This is a genomic window from Sphingomonas hylomeconis (assembly GCF_025370105.1).
Classification (GTDB): Bacteria; Pseudomonadota; Alphaproteobacteria; order Sphingomonadales; family Sphingomonadaceae; genus Sphingomonas; species Sphingomonas hylomeconis.
The window spans coordinates 1-17,825 of the sequence record NZ_JANQBK010000001.1 but is presented as its reverse complement, the minus strand read 5'-3'; the positions used below and the strand labels follow the sequence as shown (position 1 = coordinate 17,825).

Annotated in this window: 12 protein-coding genes; 4 read left to right on the top strand and 8 right to left on the bottom strand. The window is 68.0% G+C overall.

What is annotated here, in order from left to right; translation table 11 throughout:
- Window positions 1–109 precede the first annotated feature (109 nt).
- Window positions 110–1,876 (top strand): PDZ domain-containing protein, encoded by a 1,767-nt coding sequence (locus tag NV401_RS00060; protein ID WP_261292345.1) that lies wholly within the window; start codon window positions 110–112, stop codon window positions 1,874–1,876.
- Window positions 1,877–1,939: 63 nt separating this feature from the next.
- Here NV401_RS00060 and NV401_RS00055 read toward each other — a convergent pair whose 3' ends face one another.
- Window positions 1,940–4,240 carry a TonB-dependent receptor gene (locus NV401_RS00055; RefSeq protein ID WP_261292344.1) on the bottom strand — a complete coding sequence of 767 codons (2,301 nt, stop codon included), beginning with the start codon at window positions 4,238–4,240 and terminating at the stop codon, window positions 1,940–1,942.
- Window positions 4,237–4,785, bottom strand: a complete 549-nt coding sequence (locus NV401_RS00050; RefSeq protein WP_261292343.1) for a MarR family winged helix-turn-helix transcriptional regulator — start codon at window positions 4,783–4,785, stop codon at window positions 4,237–4,239. Before NV401_RS00050 ends, NV401_RS00055 begins: the two co-directional genes overlap by 4 nt.
- Window positions 4,786–5,046: 261 nt before the next feature.
- On the opposite strand from NV401_RS00050, the gene NV401_RS00045 reads away from it, so the two are divergent.
- On the top strand, window positions 5,047–8,397 hold the full coding sequence (locus tag NV401_RS00045) for a polysaccharide deacetylase family protein (protein WP_261292342.1): 3,351 nt from the start codon (window positions 5,047–5,049) through the stop codon (window positions 8,395–8,397).
- A gap of 213 nt (window positions 8,398–8,610) precedes the next feature.
- Here NV401_RS00045 and rplL read toward each other — a convergent pair whose 3' ends face one another.
- Both rplL and rplJ read right to left on the bottom strand, forming a co-directional pair.
- Window positions 8,611–8,985: a 50S ribosomal protein L7/L12 gene (gene rplL / locus NV401_RS00040; protein WP_261292341.1), complete on the bottom strand. Its 375-nt coding sequence runs from the start codon at window positions 8,983–8,985 to the stop codon at window positions 8,611–8,613.
- A 79-nt stretch (window positions 8,986–9,064) separates the two neighbouring features.
- On the bottom strand, window positions 9,065–9,580 hold the full coding sequence (gene rplJ / locus NV401_RS00035; RefSeq protein ID WP_261292340.1) for a 50S ribosomal protein L10: 516 nt from the start codon (window positions 9,578–9,580) through the stop codon (window positions 9,065–9,067).
- A 473-nt stretch (window positions 9,581–10,053) separates the two neighbouring features.
- On the opposite strand from rplJ, the gene NV401_RS00030 reads away from it, so the two are divergent.
- Both NV401_RS00030 and NV401_RS00025 read left to right on the top strand, forming a co-directional pair.
- On the top strand, window positions 10,054–12,537 hold the full coding sequence (locus tag NV401_RS00030; RefSeq protein ID WP_261292339.1) for a PhoX family protein: 2,484 nt from the start codon (window positions 10,054–10,056) through the stop codon (window positions 12,535–12,537).
- Window positions 12,538–12,948: 411 nt separating this feature from the next.
- Window positions 12,949–13,974, top strand: a complete 1,026-nt coding sequence (locus tag NV401_RS00025) for a helix-turn-helix domain-containing protein (RefSeq protein ID WP_261292338.1) — start codon at window positions 12,949–12,951, stop codon at window positions 13,972–13,974.
- A gap of 63 nt (window positions 13,975–14,037) precedes the next feature.
- On the opposite strand, the gene rplA is transcribed toward NV401_RS00025, so the two are convergent.
- The 4 genes from rplA to NV401_RS00005 all read right to left on the bottom strand — a co-directional run.
- Window positions 14,038–14,730, bottom strand: coding sequence for a 50S ribosomal protein L1 (gene rplA, locus NV401_RS00020; protein ID WP_261292337.1), 693 nt, complete (start codon window positions 14,728–14,730; stop codon window positions 14,038–14,040).
- Window positions 14,731–14,734: 4 nt separating this feature from the next.
- Complete coding sequence (rplK, locus tag NV401_RS00015) at window positions 14,735–15,166, bottom strand: 50S ribosomal protein L11 (protein ID WP_261292336.1); 432 nt, start codon at window positions 15,164–15,166, stop codon at window positions 14,735–14,737.
- Window positions 15,167–15,347: 181 nt separating this feature from the next.
- A complete protein-coding gene (locus tag NV401_RS00010) occupies window positions 15,348–17,237 on the bottom strand; it encodes a CocE/NonD family hydrolase (RefSeq protein WP_261293041.1) in 1,890 nt (629 codons plus the stop codon).
- Between the two features lie 79 nt (window positions 17,238–17,316).
- On the bottom strand, window positions 17,317–17,825 hold a 509-nt coding region (locus NV401_RS00005; protein WP_261292335.1), incomplete at its 5' end, for a hypothetical protein.

The window sequence follows — 17,825 nt, the reverse complement described above, 5'->3', positions numbered from 1 at the left end:
ATACGCAAGGGTAACGATCCGACAGTTCGGAGGCTTGCAGGTGGGGACGCAGGGCATGCTTTGGCGGGGGTGGTCGCCGCCCGCGCAACTGCCCGCGCTGGAGCGCGGCGTGCCACGGACGCTCCGCCGCGTGTGGCTGGCGCTGCTGCTGCTGGTCGCGGCGATCCAGCTCGCCGGGTTCGCCTTCGTGCTGTTCGATGCCTATCGGATCAATCCCGCATTGCACGCGATCGGGATCGAAATCGAATTCGACGACGATGCCCGCCCGGTCGTCGCGCCGCTGCGCGCCGATATCGTCGCGGCCGGCGTCGCGCGCGGCGATCGGATCGTCGCGATCGCCGGGCGACGCTATGCGCCGGGGGCCAGCGCCGCGACGCTGGCGCGGGCGATCATCGCGGCGCCCGGCGACCGGGTCGCGCTGCGCCTGCGCAAGCCCGACGGGCGCGAGATCACGCTGCGCGCCAGCCGCTCGGCGCGCGCGGCGAGCATCCCGCCGCGCAACGCGGTCCCGCTCAACATCCGGATGGGGGTGCGGCTGTTCTTCACCCTGCTCTGTTCGCTATCGCTGCTCGGCTCGAGCTTCGTGCTGCTGCATCGCCGCCCGCGCGACCCGGAGGCGCTGCTGCTCGGCCTGGGCTTCCTGGCGATCGCCGCCTGCGTCGACCCCCCGCTGCTGATGTGGATGTCGATCGGCCTCGACTGGGTGATCGACGCGCTGACCGGCCTGTGGTGGACGATGCTGGCGATCGCGCTGGCCGCCTTTCCCGACGGCCGGTTCACGCCGCGCGTGCTGCGCTGGTCGCTGCTCGTCGCCCCCGTGCTCGGCATCGTGCTGATGCTCGACAGCGTCGACGAGACGACCTCGCTGCTGATCGGCGTCGGCGTGCCGTTGCTGCTGCTGGCGGCGCAGGTGATCCGCTACCGCCGGCTCGAGCCGGGCCATGCGCGCCAGCAGATCAAATGGGCCGCGCTGGGCTTTGCCGCAGGCTTCCTGGCCGTCGGCGTGGCGCTGGCCATGTCGCTGGCGGCGTACGACCAATGGTCCGCAACGCCTCGCGGCGCCTGGCTGCTGGCGACGGTGTGCCTGTTCAACCTCGGCTTCGCGATCATGCCGCTGGGGCTGCTCGTCTCGGTGATCCGCTATCGCCTGTGGGACGTCGACCAGATCATCTCGCGCTCGGTGGCTTATACCGCGGTGACCAGCGGGATCGTGCTGCTGTGGACCTTGCTGTCGGACGTCGCGAAGCAATTGCTGGCGACGTTGATGGGCCCGGGCAACGCCATGCTCGGGCTCGCGCTCGGCGCGATCGTCGCGACCAGCGTGTTCGTGCCGACGCAGCGCGCCGTGCTGCAATGGTCCAAGCGGCGCTTCACGCCGGCGAGCGTCGATCTCGAGCGTCTGCCCGTGCGCCTGACGCTGTGGCGTGACCGGTGCGACGCGCCCGAACTCGCCGCCCGTGTGCTCGACGTCGCGCTGCGCGCGCTGCACGCCTCGGCCGGCGCGGTGTTCGCGCGCACCCCGACGGGGCGGTCGCTGCTCGCCCGACGCAGCCTGGAATCGGACGATGTGCTGGCCGCGGCGTCCGCCGGCTCGGACGGTGCGCGGGCGCTGGGCGGCCATGTGCTCCATCTCGAGGATGAAGACGGGATGGCGGGATGGCTGATCCTGATGCCGCGCGACGACCAGTCCCGCTTCCCCCGGTCCGAGCTGCAGGCGCTCGCCGCGGCCGCCGGCCCGATCGCGCAGGCACTGCGCGCCGCGACGCGCGCCCAGCGCCCCGAAGCTGCGCCGCGCCAGCTGGTCGACGAGCTTCGCGAACGGCTGGAACGGCTGGAACAGGGCAATCCATCCGCCCCCGGCCATGCCGCCACCTAGCCCGCGTCCGACCCAAATGGCCACCGCGCCGCGCCCCCCGCGCGCCGCGATGGCCACGGGCGTTCAGAACTTGACGCTGGCGCTCACCCCCCATTCGCGCGGGCGGCCATAGCTGGCCTCGGCCAGGCCGAACGCGCCCGAGACGTTGCCCGAGACGAGGTACAGCGTATCGGTGAGATTGGTGCCGAACACCGCCAGCGTGATCGCCCGGCCCGGCAGCGTGTAGTTCAGCCGGGCGTTGAGCAGGCCATAGCCGTCATCGGTGATGATCGGCGAATTGGCCACGTCGTGATAGATCCGGCTATACTGCGTGTAATCGACGCGCAGCGCGGCCTCGCTGCCATTGGCGAATTCGTGGCTGACGTCGAGCCCGGTGGTGACGGTCCATTCCGGCGCCTTGACGAAGCCGGTATCGAGCGTGATCGGCAGGATCTGCGTGGGCCCGAGGCCCTGGCCGACCGAGGTGTATTTGGCATCGAGATAGCCGACCGCGGCGTTGAACGACAGCCAGCGCGCCGGGCGCATGACGGTTTCGAATTCGAAGCCGTTGATCTCGCCGGCGGCGGCATTGGCGACGAAGTTGGTCGGCGTCTGGTTCACCGTCAGCTGGATATCTTCATATTTGGAATGGAAGGCGGCGAGATTGGTGGTCAGCTGGCCGTCCAGCCATTGCGCCTTGATGCCGGCTTCGTAGGTGGTGAGCTCCTCGGGCTTGTATTGCGTGACCTCGTCTTCGCTGACCAGCGGGCGGCCGTTGAACCCGCCCTGCTTGAAGCCCTTCGACCAGGATGCGTAGAGCAGAAGATCGCGCGACGCCTTGAAGTTCAGCCCGAGGCGCGGCGTGAACTTCTCGAACGTGGCCGATCTGGTGACGTTGGTGAACTGTACATTGTCGCGCTGGCGCACGTTGATCGAGGTGAAGGTCTTCTTGTCGCTGGTGTAGCGGCCGCCGGCGGTGACGCTGAGCCGGGGCACGATCTCGAAATCGACCTGCCCGTAAGCGGCGAGGCTGCGATTGTCGGTATAGTTGCGGATGAACACGGCGGGCGTGAAGGGCGGCGGGGCGGCGGGCGCCTGCAGCCCGATGGCGAGATCGGCGGTGGCGATGTCGGAGGCCTTTTCCTTGAAGTAGAAGCCGCCGAGCACATAGCTCAGCCGATCGTCGAACGTCTTGCCGGTGAGCTGCAGCTCCTGGCTGAACTGCCATTGCTTGTCGCGGTTGGTGGTCTGGCGGAAGACGAACGGCGTGTTGTCGCCATCGCGAGTGAAATAGGCCTTCATGTGGCGATAGGCGGAGATCGACTTGAGCGTCGCGCCGCCGATGTCATAGGCGACAACCGCCTGCGCGCCCCACAGATCGAGATCGTTGTCGTTGGGGCCGCCGGCCCAGGTTTCGAACGGGCTGGCGGTGATGAAGCTGGGGTTGAGTGTCGGCTGGCCGTTGGGCGCGATGATGCCGCGGCTCGGCGCGACATAGCGGTTGTAATTGACCAGGAAAGGAATGCCGGTGATGCCCGGCTTGTTGCCGACGGCGAGCAGATCGGACGGCGCGGAGGTTTCGCGCGCGCGCGTGTAATCGCCGCCGATATCGATCGTCAGGCCGCTGCCTTCGGGCTGGATGCGCAATTTGGCGCGGACCATCTGCGCCGAGCGATCGCCCTGCGTGTCGCCATCGAGCAGGCGCTTGACGTACCCGTCGCGGTTGAGGCTGGCGGCGGAGATGCGCAGGCCGGCGAGACCGGGGACGATCGGGATGTTCACCGCGCCCTTCACGTCGATGCGATCGAAGCGGCCATAGGTGGCCTCGAGCCGGCCGGACACCTTGTCCAGATCGGGTGCGGTGGTGTTGATCAGCACCGCGCCGCCGATCGTGTTCTTGCCGAACAACGTGCCCTGCGGCCCGCGCAGCACCTGCACGCTGTCGATATCGACCGCGTCCATCACGCCGCCGATCGAGCGGGCATAATAGACGTCGTCGACATAGAAGCCGACGCCGGGATCGCTGAAGATCGCGAAGTCGTTCTGCCCGACGCCGCGGACGAACACGGTGGCGTTGTAATTGCCGCCGGACAAAGCGGCGGCGCCGTCGAAGCGGATGTTGGGGGTGAATTTGGCGATCTCGTCGAGCGTGGCGACGTTGCGATCGGCCAGCGCTGCGCCGCTGAACGCGGTGATCGCGACGGGCACGTCCTGCAGGCGTTCGGACGTGCGGCGCGCGGTGACCAGGATGTCGTTGCCGTCGTCGGCGATCGGCATGTCCGGCGCGACGGCGGTGGTTGTATCCGGTGGCGCCACCTGTTGCGCCTGCACACCGGTCGACAGCAATGCGGCGATGACGCCGCCGCCCAGCAATATGGTCTTCATTTTACCCTCCTGAGGATCGCCCGTCTGCTTGCGGTGATTTGCGGTGCGATTGCGGTGTTGGCCTGGCGGACCTTGAGCAGCAGACGGAACAGTTCCGTGCGCTCGGTGTCGCTCAGGCATCCAAAGATGCTGGCCTCGTGGTCGGCCGTGATCTGTGTGACCTGCTGGCGGAGGTACTGGCCCTCGGCGGTCAGATGCAGTGCATTGCTGCGGCGATCGCGGCCAGGACGGCGCTCGACCGCCCCCAGGGCGACCAGCCGGTTGACGGCCGCCATCGTGCTCGCGCGATTGATGCCCAGCACACGGCCAAGCTCGGCCTGATCGCAGCCGGGATGAAGATCGATATAGACAAGCGCGGTCGCGCGTCCGGGCGGCACGCCGACATCGGCCATCAGGCCATGCAGCATTTCCATCGAGAGCACGTCGAGACGGCGGAGTTGATAGCCGAGCCGCGTGGCGATCTCGCCGATATCGCGGTCTTCTCCCTGCATCACGCTCCCCCGAACGTTATCGTTATTTGCCATTACTATATGGCTGCCATACATTCATGGCAAGGCCGTTTGTTTCGACATCGCGCGGGCTCCGGCATGTCGGCTCGGCCCGGTTTTCAACGGCCCACGGCGTCCCGCACCTCGCCCGCGAAACGCCGCCCGGTGCGCAAGGCGGCGTGCTGCAAGCGCTGCCGCCCGGCGCGTTCCAGCCGATCGCCGCGAGCGCCGTGCGAATCTGCTTGCCCCGGCGCGGCGACGGGCGCAGCGGCGGCGCGAGGACCCACCGGGCGCACCGCCCCAGCCGAGACGATCACCGTGGCCGAACCGATTTTCTACGACGCCTCCGGCCGCCGCCGCCGCCGCTTCCGCCTGGCCCAGGCGGCGTTTGTCGCGCTGGTGCTGCTCGCGGCAGTGCTGTTCGTCGGCTCGATCCTCGATGTGCTGCCGCAGAAGCCGCTGCCCTTCGCGGTCGAGCGGCCGCCGGTCCACGGGCTGGGCGCCGAGGCGGGCGCGGGGCAGCACGGGCCGCGGCTCGGCCATGCGCTGCGCGTGGCGCGGCGGATGCTCGGCGCGCAGCCGGCGGAAGCGCCGCTCGCCATCGCCTTCCACGCGCCGTGGGACGATGCCAGCACCGCCTCGCTGCGCCGCCATATCGGCGATCTCGACTGGCTGATCCCGGGCTGGATGTCGATCACCGGCGCGGATCACGCCGTGACATTGTTCCCCGATGCCGCGGGCAAGGCGATCATCAGCGCCGCACCGCACCGCCCCAAGCTGCTGCCGATGGTGCAGAACGCCAAGGACGGCAATTGGGACGGGCCGGGCATGGCCGCCCTGCTCGCCGATCCGCGCGCACGCGGCGCGGCGCTGGCACGGATCGAGGCGATGCTGCGCGCCAACCAGGCGGGCGGCGTGTTTTTCGATTTCGAGGATCTGCCGGATGCGGCGCTGCCCGACTACCGCCAGTTCCTGCGCGAGGCCAAGGCGCGGTTCGGGGCGCGCGGGCTGGTGGTGGCGATCGCCGCGCCGGTCGGCAATCCGGGCTGGGACCTGCCGGCGTTCGCGGCGGTCAGCGACCGGCTGTTCCTGATGGCCTATGACGAGCATTACCAGGGCGGCGCGCCCGGACCGATCGCTGGGCAGCGCTGGTTCATCGAGCAGGTCGCGCGGGCGTCGCGCGGCATCCCGCGCGGCAAGCTGGTCGTGGCGTTCGGCAATTATGCCTATGACTGGCGCAAGGGCGGCGAGACCGATGCGCCGTCGATCGAGGAAGCATGGCTGGCGGCGCACGATTCGGGCGTGCTGCCGGTATACGACAAGGCCAGCGGCAACAGCCATTTCGCCTATGCCGAGGGCGGCACGACGCACGACGTGTGGCTGCTCGACGCGGCCTCCGCGTACAACCAGCTGCACTGGCTCTCCGCCAACGGGCTGGACGCGGTGGCGCTGTGGCGGCTGGGGGCGGAGGATCCGGCGCTGTGGCAGATGTTCGGCCGCGCGCACCGCACGCTGCCCAAGCCGGGCGCGATCGCGGCGATCTCGGCCGGCACCAATGTCGATATCGAGGGTTCGGGCGAGATCCTGCGCATCGGCGCGACGCCGGTGGCGGGCGCGCGGCGCGTGCAGGCGGCAGCGGACGGCAGCATCGCCGACGTGGCGTTCACCGCGCTGCCCCTGCCCTATCAGATCGAGCGCACCGGCTATCGCCCGGGCCTCGTCGCCTTAACCTTCGACGACGGGCCGGACCGCGTGTGGACGCCGCGCATCCTCGACATCCTCAAGGCCGAGAAGGTGCCGGCGACCTTCTTCATGGTCGGCGAGAACGGGCTGACGCAGCGCAGCCTGCTCGCGCGCGAAGTGGCCGAGGGGCATGAGGTGGGCAGCCATACCTATACCCACCCCAATCTCGCCAACGCGACCGAGCGCGAGACGATGCTGGAACTCAACGCCAACCAGCGGCTGTTCCAGGCCTTTACCGGCCATTCGCTGCGGCTGTTCCGCGCGCCCTATTTCGGCGATGCCGAGCCAACCACCGGCGACGAGATCAGCCCGGTCGCGCAGGCGCAGGCGCTGGGCTATCTCTCGGTCGGGCTGCACGTCGATCCGGACGACTGGAAGCGGCCGGGCGTCGCGGCGATCGTGCAGCGCACGGTGGCGCAGGTGATGGCCGGCGACGCGGCGCGCAGCGCGCAGATCGTGCTGCTGCACGATGCCGGCGGCAACCGCGCGCAGACCGTGGCGGCGCTGCCGATCATCATCCGCGAATTGCGCGCGCGCGGCTTCACCTTCGTGCCGGTGTCGCGGCTCGCCGGGCTCAGCCACCAGGCGGTGATGCCGCCGATCTCGGCCAGCGACCGGGTCGCAGCGTGGATCGATCTCGGGCTGTTCACCGCTTTGGGCGACGTGCAGATCCTGCTCGGCTGGCTGTTCGGCATCGCCATCTCGCTCGGCATCGCACGCGCGCTGCTGCTCTCCGGTCTGGCGCTGTGGCAGGCGCGGCGCGAGGGGCGACAGGTTTTCCCGCCGCTCGACCCCAGCCTGTTCGTCAGCGTGCTGATCCCGGCCTATAACGAGGAACGCGTGATCGAGCGTTCGGTGCACCGCGTGCTCGACAGCAGCGACGTTCGCCTCGAGGTGATCGTGATCGACGACGGCTCGCACGACCGCACCTCGGCGATCGTGCGCGAGACCTTCGCCGACGAGCCGCGCGTGCGGCTGCTCACGCTGGCCAATGGCGGCAAGGCGCATGCGCTGAACCGCGGGCTGGAACTGGCGAGCGGCGAGATCGTCATCGCGCTCGACGCCGATACGCAGTTCGAGCCGACGACGATCGCCAGGCTGGCGCGCTGGTTCGCCGATCCGGTGCTCGGGCCCAAACTCGGCGCGGTCGCCGGCAACGCGAAGGTCGGCAACCGCGTCAATCTCGTCACGCGCTGGCAGGCGCTGGAATATATCACCGCGCAGAATCTCGAGCGCCGCGCGCTCGCCCGGCTCGATGCGATCACCGTCGTGCCCGGCGCGGTCGGCGCGTGGCGCCGCGCGGCGATCGCCGAGGCCGGCGGCTATCCGGCCGACACGCTGGCCGAGGACCAGGACCTGACGATCGCGATCCAGCGGCTCGGCTGGCAGGTGCATTACGATCAATATGCCGTCGCGCTGACCGAGGCGCCGGAGACGTTCCGCGCGCTCGCCAAGCAGCGTTACCGCTGGGCGTTCGGCACGCTGCAATGCCTGTGGAAGCATCGTTCGGTGATGGCGCAGGGTCGGCCCAAGGGTCTGGCGCGCGTGGGCCTGCCGCAGGCGATCCTGTTCCAGATCCTGTTCGCCGCGATCTCGCCGATCATCGATCTGGCGCTGCTGCTCGGGCTGATCGGCACATGGCTGACGGTGCGCGCGCATGGCTGGGCGCAGAGCTCGGGCGATGTCGAGACGATGCTGCTCTACTGGCTGGTGTTCAGCGCGATCGACCTGCTCGCCGCGGTGATCGCCTTCGCGCTGGAGCGGCGCGAACGCTGGCGGCTGCTGTGGCTGCTGATCCCGCAGCGCATCGGCTACCGCCAGGTGATGTATTACGTCGTGCTGAAGGCGCTCGGCGCGGCGCTGCGCGGCGTGGTGGTCGGCTGGGGCAAGCTGGAGCGCAGCGGGCGGGTGACGGCGGGCGCGTAACGGCCCCGGCCGGGCGCTTGCCGCGGCGTGAGACCGAACAGTAGCGTGCGGGCGCCGGACGCAGAAAGGGCGGCCCCATTGCTGGGACCGCCCTTTCCTTTCGCTGCGGGCCGGCATGGGCGAAGCCCATGCACGTCGGACAGCCTGGCGGCTGCCGGCCGGCCTTGCGGGAGCGCGAATTAGCCCAAGCTAATTCGTCTCTCCCGCTGCGGCTTACTTGATTTCGACCGTGGCGCCGGCTGCTTCCAGCTGGGCCTTGATCTTCTCGGCTTCGTCCTTCGAAATGCCTTCCTTGATGGCCTTCGGAGCGGACTCGACCAGCGTCTTGGCTTCGGTCAGGCCGAGCGCGGTGATCGCACGGACTTCCTTGATGACGTTGATCTTCTTGCCGCCGTCGCCCGTCAGGATGACGTCGAATTCGGTCTTCTCTTCTGCGGCCGGAGCGGCTGCGCCGCCGCCTGCTGCCGGTGCTGCAACCGCTGCTGCGGCCGAAACGCCCCACTTCTCTTCGAGCATCTTCGACAGCTCAGCGGCTTCGAGGACGGTCAGTTCGCTCAGGCTGTCAACCAGCGCGTTCAGGTCTGCCATGTGTAGTCTCCAGTATCGGGGCAGCTGCCCCATCGGTTCAGTTTAGAATTAGTCTCGAGTAAGCCCTGAGCTCGAAAGCTCAGGCTGCTTCCTTCTCCGCATAGGCGGACAGCACGCGCGCGAGCTGCGCTGCCGGAGCCTGCGTGATCGTGGCGATCTTCGTGGCAGGTGCCACGATGAGGCCGACGATCTTGGCACGCAGTTCATCCAGCGACGGCAGCGTTGCGAGCGCCTTCACGCCTTCTACGTCGAGGGCAGTCGCACCCATCGCCCCGCCGACGATTTCGAACTTGTCGTTCGTCTTCGCGAAATCGACCACCACCTTGGCGGCCGCGACGGGATCGATCGAGCTGGCAAGGCCTACGGGCCCGGTGAGCATGTCGCTCAGCGAACCGTATTCGGTGCCTTCCAATGCGATCTTGGCAAGCTTGTTCTTCGAGACCTTGTAGGTCGCGCCGGCATCACGCATCGCGTTGCGCAGTTTGGTCGACTGCGAAACGGTCATGCCGAGGTTGCGGGTCACGACGACCACGCCGACTTCGGCAAAGTTGCGGTTCAGCTCGGCAACGAGCTCGGTCTTTTGAGCGCGATCCATGCCATTCTCCACGTTAGGGCCGCATCGCCGCTAAGCGATGAAACCCGTCTGACCCCGAAGCTCGCGCCGCAGGGCCGGTTAAAACCGGACGCGTGGGAACACCCCGCGCTTCCGGGTTGTCCGTCGATAGGGGCATGGGGATACTCGGCCGCAGGCGGCAAGCAGACCGTCAACGTGCGGGGCACGCCGAGCGGAAAATCCATTCCCCGTCTAGGCAGGACATTAAGACGGGGCAAATCCCCACCACCTGCTGTCTCGGACGGTTCTCGAATCCCGGCGAACCGGCAAACGAGAGAGCGCGCCTGTTAGCGGAATGCCGGGCAAAGTCAAATCGCCGGCCGCCAGCGCCGCCGCCGTCACAAACCCGTCACGCGATTGACGCGCGCAAGACGCGGCGCCGACGCGGGCGTGTCAGTTTCCGCCCGCACTAGCAACGCGACGGCCGCTCAGGCCTTCTATCCGGGGGTTCCACCATGACGCAGCAGATCAGTGCCATCGCCGCCTATGACGACGGCGATATCGACACCAATCGGTCCGACAATCCGCACCTCAACGATCTGATCGCGTCGCGCTATTCGCGCCGTCAGACGCTGATGGGGGGCATTTCGGCGGCGGCTACCGCAGTGTTCGGTGGCGCGATGCTGTCGGCCTGCGGGTCGAGCGACCCGGACGAAGCGCCGCTCGTCGCGGTGACCGCCGGCGCCAACGGCACGGCGACGTCGGGCCAGAAGGTGACGCTGACCGGATCGGTGACCGGCAATTCGCTGAGCTCCGGCTGGACGCAGATCAGCGGCACGCCCGTCACGCTGACCACGGTGAGCCCGACCGTATCGACCTTCGTCGCGCCCAGCGTGACGAGCACGACGCCGCTGGTGTTCCGCTTCACCGGCACCAACCTGAGCGGCACGCCGAGCACGGCGGACACGACCGTGACGATCAGCGCGGCGGTGCTCGGCTTCACCGCCGTCGCCAAGAACCTCAACGACGTGGTCACCGTGCCCGCCGGCTATACCGCCACGGTGCTGTACCGGCTCGGCGATCCGATCGCCGCGGGCGTCGCCGCGTACAAGAATGACGGCAGCGACACCGAATTCTCCAAGCGCGCCGGCGACCATCATGACGGCATGAGCTATTTCGGGCTCGCCGCCACCGGCACCGCGCCCGATCCGACCAACAATACGCGCGGCGTGCTGGTGATGAACCACGAGAACATCACCGTGCCGTATCTGCACACGGCCGGCGCGACTGCGGTCGGCGGGGTTCGCCCGGAGGCCGAAGCGCTCAAGGAAATCGAATGCCACGGCGTTTCGGTGGTCGAGATCAACCGCACCGGCGGCGCCTGGAGCTATCTGCAGACCGGCGCGCTCAACCGCCGCATCACGCCGATGACGCCGATGGCGTTCAGCGGCCCGGCCAAGGGCCATGCGCTGCTCAAGACGGTCTATTCGAAGGACGGGACCACCGGCCGCGGCACGATCAACAATTGCGCCAACGGCACCATGCCGTGGAACACCTATCTCACCAACGAAGAGAATTGGGTCGGCTATTTCCGCCGCGATAGCGGCGATGCCGCGGTGCGCACCGCGGCCGGCGCGGCCAAGGAGAATGTCTCGCTGGCGCGCTATGGCCGCTCCGAGGGCGGCACGGGCAACAATGGTTGGTCGACCGTCGTCGCCGCGGATGCCAGCAGCACGGTCTACTCGCGCTGGAACGTCACCGCCAAGGCCGGCCTCGCCGCCGACGGCACGGCGGATTTCCGCCACGAGGTGTTCCAATATGGCTGGGTGGTCGAGATCGATCCGTTCAACGCCACGTCGGTGCCGCGCAAGCGCACAGCGCTCGGCCGCATGAACCATGAAGGCTGCGTCATCGGCCGCACCGTCGTCGGCGTGTCGCCGGCCTTCTACATGGGCGACGATGCGCAGAACGAATATCTCTACAAGTTCGTCTCGACCGCCAAATGGGCCGCGGCCGATGCCAGCAACGCCGATCGCCTGGCGATGGGCGACAAATATCTCGACGCCGGCATCCTCTACGTCGCCAAGCTCGCCGCCGATGGCAGCGGCACCTGGCTGCCGCTGGTATTCGGCCAGGGCGGCCTGACCGCCGCCAGCACGGTCTATCCCTTCGCCGATCAGGCCGACGTGCTGATCAACACGCGGCTCGCCGCCGACGTGCTCGGCGCGACCAAGATGGATCGTCCGGAATGGACCGCGGTCAATCCCGCCACCGGCGAGATGTATCTGACGCTGACCAACAACAGCTCGCGCACCGTGGCCAATACCGACGCGGCCAACCCGCGCGCCTATAGCGATCCCAAGACCAGCGGCGGCGCCTCCAACGGCAACGCCAACGGCCACGTCATCCGCCTGCGCGAGACCGGCGACACGTCCGAAGCGTTGAGCTTCAAGTGGGACATCTACGCCTTTGGTGCCGGCAGCGATCTGGATGCCGCCAACATCAACCTGTCCGGGCTGGACGCGACCAACGATTTCTCCTCGCCCGACGGCCTGTGGTTCGGCCTGCCGAGCAACATCACCGGCACGGCAACGCCGCTGATGTGGATCCAGACCGACGACGGCGCCTATACCGACGTGACCAACTGCATGATGCTCGCGGCGATCCCGGGCGTGGTCGACGACGGCGCGACCAAGACGATCACCAACACGATCGGTGGGGCTACCGGCACGCAGGCGACGCGCATCGGCAAGGCACCGGGCACGGCGCTGCGCCGCTTCCTGGTCGGGCCAAAGCAGTGCGAGATCACCGGCATCTTCTCGACCCCGGACGGCAAGTCGGTATTCGTCAACATCCAGCATCCGGGCGAAGGCGGCAATGCCGCGGCGATCAGCAGCAGCTGGCCGGCCAGCCAGGCCGGCACCCCCGCCTCGCCCTCGCGCCCGCGCTCGGCGACGGTGGTGATCACCAAGGACGATGGCGGCGTCGTCGGCCTCTGATCCTGTCGACGGACCGCTGCGGGGCCGGGCGCGATCCCGGCCGTTGCTGTCTGCGGCCGCGCGGTGGGCCGGCGCGGCGCGGCGCAGCAATGACGGGCAATAGCGCAGGCCCAGGCGCGGCCAGCCAGGCGCGGCCGCGACGATCGCATCGCGCGACTCACCCCGCGCGGGCGGCGGTCGGCGATAATTCTCCCTGACAAAGGCACGGCCCCATCACCGGCGCGGCATTGTCCTTACGGACATCATGTACCGCGCGCGGATTCGACCGGGTTCGGCATGCAATTTAAAACGGATTTCGTGCAAAATTTCACCTGCATCTTACCAAAAGTGCGTGTAGCGCGCTAAAAGACCGGAACGGACCGATCCGAGCGCGGGATCGGGCCAGGCGGGACAGAAAAACAAAGGGTCGGTGTGGCGCGCGTATTCGGTGATTCAGCATCCAGCGACGGCACGTCCGCGGGAGACCGCGGCGCCGTCATCGGGCCGACGCAGATCGTCGGCGGCACGAACAGCCCGGGCGTGGTGCCGGCGACCTTTGCCATGCCGCCCGGCATGGCCATCCGCTACGATCAGCCCGCCGCCGATCTCGCCGACTATATCACCGGCTATCATGTCTATAGCGCCGATCACCGGCATGTCGGGCAGGTCGACTGGTTCCTGCCCGGCACCGCCAATGTGCGCATCGCGATCGACGCGGCGCCCTTTTCGGTGTCGATGGCACGGCGCACGTTCGATCCGGTGCCGGAGGTCAGCCTGTTCGGCCCGACCTCGCACGCGCTGAAGGCGACCACCAATGGCGGCATCCTCGTCGGCTTCGGGGTGAGCGCGCTCGGCTGGAGCCGGTTGTTCAATCCGCCGGCGGCAACCTATCGCGACCGGGTCGTGCCGTTGGCGACGGCGCTGCCGGGCAGTTTCGCGCTGCGCCTGCGCGATGCGCTGTATCGTTCGGATCGCGAGGGGCAAGTCGCGCCGGTGCTCGATGCGTTGCTGCGCGCGCAGCTCGGGCTGATGCAGCGCGATGTCACCCACCGCGACGCGCCGCTGATCCGCCAGTTGATGGTGATGATCGCCCGCGAGGGGACGACGGAGATCGCGCAGGCCGCCGCCGAGCTGGGGATCGAGCCGCATGCGCTGCGCCGGCTGGCGGTGCGCCATTTCGGCTTTCCGCCCAAATTGCTGCTGCGGCGCGCGCGCTTCCTGCGCTCGTTCCTGCAGATCGCCCGCACCGACAAGACGATCGACTATGCCCGGCTCGACAAGAGCTATTTCGACGTGCCGCATTTCCTGCGCGACGCCAACACGTTCCTCGGCATGACGCCGCGCCGCTTCCTCAGCCTCAACACGCCGTTCCTCGACGCCTCGCTGCGCGCGCGCGCCGCGGTGCTGGGTGCCGCCACGCAGGTGCTGCACGATATCGGCGCGGCCAAGCCCGGCTGACACGAAAAGGGGCCGCAAGCATGACGCTTGCGACCCCGTTCGTCGGTTCGAGATCGTCGGCGATCAGGCCGCGACGACGCCCGCCACGTCAACCTTGATCCCGACGCCCATCGTCGAGCTCACGGCGACCTTCTGGACATATTTGCCCTTGGCGCCCGATGGCTTGGCCTTGACGACCGCATCGACCAACGCGTCGAAGTTCGCGCGCAGGTCTTCCGCCGGGAAGCTGGCCTTGCCGATGCCCGAATGGATGATACCGGCCTTTTCGACGCGATATTCGATCTGGCCGCCCTTGGCCGCTTCGACCGCCGCGCCGACGTTCATCGTCACGGTGCCGAGCTTGGGGTTCGGCATCATGCCCTTGGGGCCCAGGATCTTGCCCAGGCGACCGACGATGCCCATCATGTCCGGGGTCGCGATGCAGCGATCGAAATCGATCGTGCCGCCCTGGACGAGCTCCATCAGGTCTTCCGCACCGACGACGTCGGCGCCGGCGGCGCGGGCTTCGTCAGCCTTGGCACCCTTGGCGAACACGCCGACGCGGACCGTCTTGCCGGTGCCCTTGGGCAGCGTGACGACGCCGCGGACCATCTGATCGGCGTGACGCGGATCGACGCCGAGGTTCAGTGCGACTTCGATCGTCTCGTCGAACTTCGAGGTCGCACCCGACTTGGCCAGCGCGATCGCTTCGTCGATGCCGTGCAGCTTCTCACGATCGATCGTGACAGCCTTCTGCTTCTTGCTCTTGAATGCCATGTGCTTAGCCCTCCACCACGTCGAGGCCCATGGCCCGCGCGCTGCCTTCGATGATCTTGGTCGCAGCGACCAGATCGTTGGCGTTCAGATCCTTCATCTTGGCGGTCGCGATCTCGCCCAGCTGCGTACGCGTGATCTTGCCACCCGAAACCTTGCCCGGCTCCTTCGAGCCCGACTTGATGCCGGCGGCCTTCTTGATCAGGTACGATGCCGGCGGCGTCTTGGTCTCGAACGAGAACGAACGATCGGCATAGACGGTGATCACGGTCGGCAGCGGCGTGCCGGCTTCCTGATCGCCCGTCGAGGCGTTGAACGCCTTGCAGAATTCCATGATGTTGACGCCGCGCTGACCCAGCGCAGGGCCGATCGGCGGGGAGGGGTTGGCCTTGCCTGCAGGAACCTGCAGCTTGATATAGCCGGTAATCTTTTTAGCCATGTGGCTGTCTCACTCTATAGGGGCCGCGCGCGAACGCCCGGCCGGTTCAAGTTTAGCGGTTCCAGCGACGCCCTCGAAAGGGCGCCTCCCGCGCGAATCCACCGATGTCTCGTTGGAAGGGGGCGCGCATAGCGCAAACCGCCCGCCCGCGCAAATCACGCGGGCGGCGCGGCCGGCAGGGTCATTTCGCCATGGCCGCCGACTGATCGAGCGCCACCACCGGCAGCCACACCGCGCTTGCTGCCGCGCCGCCGCGTTCGATCGTCACCGTCGCCTTCTGGTAATCGCTCTTCTTGGCGAGGAAGATGTTGGAGACGAACTTCTGTGGGTTGCGATCGTAGAGCGGGAATTGCGAGGACTGGACCTGGATCATGATGCGGTGGCCGGGCTGGAACACGTGGTTCACCGTCGGCAGGCGGAATTTGTAGCGCTGCACCTTGTTCGCCGGGATCGCCGTCGGCTTCGCGAAACTGTCGCGGTAGCGGCCGCGGAAGATGTCCTGGCTGATCGGCAGCTGATAGCCGCCCATCTTGGCGTCGCTGGCGATCTCGTCGGGATAGACGTCGATCACCTTGACGACGAAATCGCCGTCGGTGCCGGTGGTGCGGGCGAAGATGTCGGCGATCGGCGCGCCGGAGACGCGAACGGCCTCGCGCAATACCGGCGTTTCATAGGTCATCACGTCGGGCCGGCCGTCGACGCCGCGCTGGTCGCTGACCAGCCAGTCGCCCCAGCGGCCGTCGCCGAAATTGACCGGGCGCGGCAGATGCGGGACGGGCTTGGCGGGATCGGAGACATAGCTGTCGCCCCCTGCCCCGGCCTTGTCGAAGCCGAGGCCGCCGCTGGCCTGGAGATAGATCGGCTTGAGCGGCGCCGCGCAGCCCTGCTCGCATGCCAGTGGCCAGGTCGCGAACCGGTCCCAATGGTTCTCACCGGTATTGTAGATCGTCGCGGCGGGGAGCGTCACCGCCGGGCCGTCCTTCAGATATTGATTGAACAGCGGCAGCACCATCTGCTCGCGGAACTGCTGCGCGGTATCGCCGTCCCACTGGAACGGGCCGAGGCTGCGGCCTTCGCGGTTGATCTGGCTGTGGCGCCACGGGCCCATGACGAGGAAGTTGTTGCCGGTCTTGCCCTTTGCCTTGAGCGCTTCCCACGCGGTGATCGCGCCGTACATGTCCTCCTGGTCCCACAGGCCCTGTTCCCAGATCGTCGGCACGTTGGACGGGTTGGCGGCGAGCAGTTTGTCGAGCGCCTGGCCCTGCCAGAAGCCGTCATAGGACGGGTGCGCGACCATGCGCTGCCAATAGGGCAGCTGCGCATAGCCGGACTTCTCCGCCCAGGCGCCGGCCGAGCCGATGTCGCGGAAATTGTCGTAATCGTCATAGCCGCCGCTCGGCGGCGCCTTGCCCGGGCCCTTATAGCCGGTCTGGCTGCCCAGCCAGGCGATGTTGGCAAGGCGGAACGCGCCGTAATGGAACCAGTCGTCGCCCATCCAGCCGTCGATCATCGGGCTTTCCGGCGCCGCGACTTTCAGCGCAGGATGCGGCGCGAGCAGCGCCATGGCGACGGTGAAGCCCTCGTAGGACGAGCCGATCATGCCGACGCGGCCGTTGCTCTCGGGCAGATTGGCCTTGTTCACCAGCCAGTCGATCGTGTCGTACGCATCGGTGACGTGATCGACCTTGGTCGGGTTGAGCGGGCCGATCACCGGGCGGGTGACGACATAATCGCCCTCCGAGCCGTATTTGCCGCGGATGTCCTGATAGACGCGGATATAACCGCCCTTCACAAACATCTCGTCGGCCAGCGGCAGCGTCGAGAGCATGCTGGAACTGTCCTGCCGCCGGGCGCGGCTGCCCGCGTCGTACGGCGTGCGCGTCAGCACGATCGGCGCGTTCTTCGCGCCCTTGGCGACGACGATCACGGTGAACAGCTTGGTGCCGTCGCGCATCGGCACCATGAATTCGCGGCGCTCGTAATCGTTGGCGGCGGTCGGCGGGGTGAACTTGGCCGGGATGTCGCCGGCGGGGGCCGGCGCCTGCTGCGCGACCGCCGAGGCGGTGAGCATCGTGCCGGCAAGCAGCGCGGCAAGCAAAGCGCGCGGCGCGGTGATGGACGTCTTCGTCATGTCAGGCAACTCCAGGGCGTTAGCGGTCGATTGTCAGTGTGTGCCGCCGTATCCCGACCTGATCGAACATGCGCGGGCCGGTGTCGAGCCGGAACGGCGCCATCTTCGCCGCGCCGCCGCGCTCGATGCCGATGATATAGGCGCTGGCGGTCTGGCCGCGCGCGGCGGTGCCCCAGCCATAGACGAGATTGAGCGAAAGCAAGGGCACGAAGAAGCCGCGCCCCTGCAGCGCCATCACGCTGATCGCCTCGTTGGGCAGCATCGCCATTCCGCCGAGCGAGACTTGCTCGCCGGGGGGAATGTCGAACGGCGCGACCGCCGGACGCTCGATCTGCGCGGCATAGAGCGCGGTGAGGATCGCATCCTGATCCGCGCTCGCGCTGAGCAGCCGCAGGTCCAGCCGGATGCCGAGCGCGGCGGCATCGCCGCTGTTGCGGATATCGACCTCGTAATCGACCGCGGCGCTGGTGAGATTGGTGCCGGCGCGCATCGCCCGCACGCTGAGCTCGAGCCGCGCGCGCGGCGAGG

What these genes read in the sequence shown, in the direction of transcription:
- NV401_RS00055 (WP_261292344.1), bottom strand. Translation starts at nt 4,240, where the DNA reads ATGAAGACCATATTGCTGGGCGGCGGCGTCATCGCCGCATTGCTGTCG.
- NV401_RS00050 (WP_261292343.1), bottom strand. Translation starts at nt 4,785, where the DNA reads ATGTATGGCAGCCATATAGTAATGGCAAATAACGATAACGTTCGGGGG.
- rplL (WP_261292341.1), bottom strand. Translation starts at nt 8,985, where the DNA reads ATGGCAGACCTGAACGCGCTGGTTGACAGCCTGAGCGAACTGACCGTC.
- rplJ (WP_261292340.1), bottom strand. Translation starts at nt 9,580, where the DNA reads ATGGATCGCGCTCAAAAGACCGAGCTCGTTGCCGAGCTGAACCGCAAC.
- NV401_RS00030 (WP_261292339.1), top strand. Translation starts at nt 10,054, where the DNA reads ATGACGCAGCAGATCAGTGCCATCGCCGCCTATGACGACGGCGATATC.
- rplA (WP_261292337.1), bottom strand. Translation starts at nt 14,730, where the DNA reads ATGGCATTCAAGAGCAAGAAGCAGAAGGCTGTCACGATCGATCGTGAG.
- rplK (WP_261292336.1), bottom strand. Translation starts at nt 15,166, where the DNA reads ATGGCTAAAAAGATTACCGGCTATATCAAGCTGCAGGTTCCTGCAGGC.
- NV401_RS00010 (WP_261293041.1), bottom strand. Translation starts at nt 17,237, where the DNA reads ATGCTCACCGCCTCGGCGGTCGCGCAGCAGGCGCCGGCCCCCGCCGGC.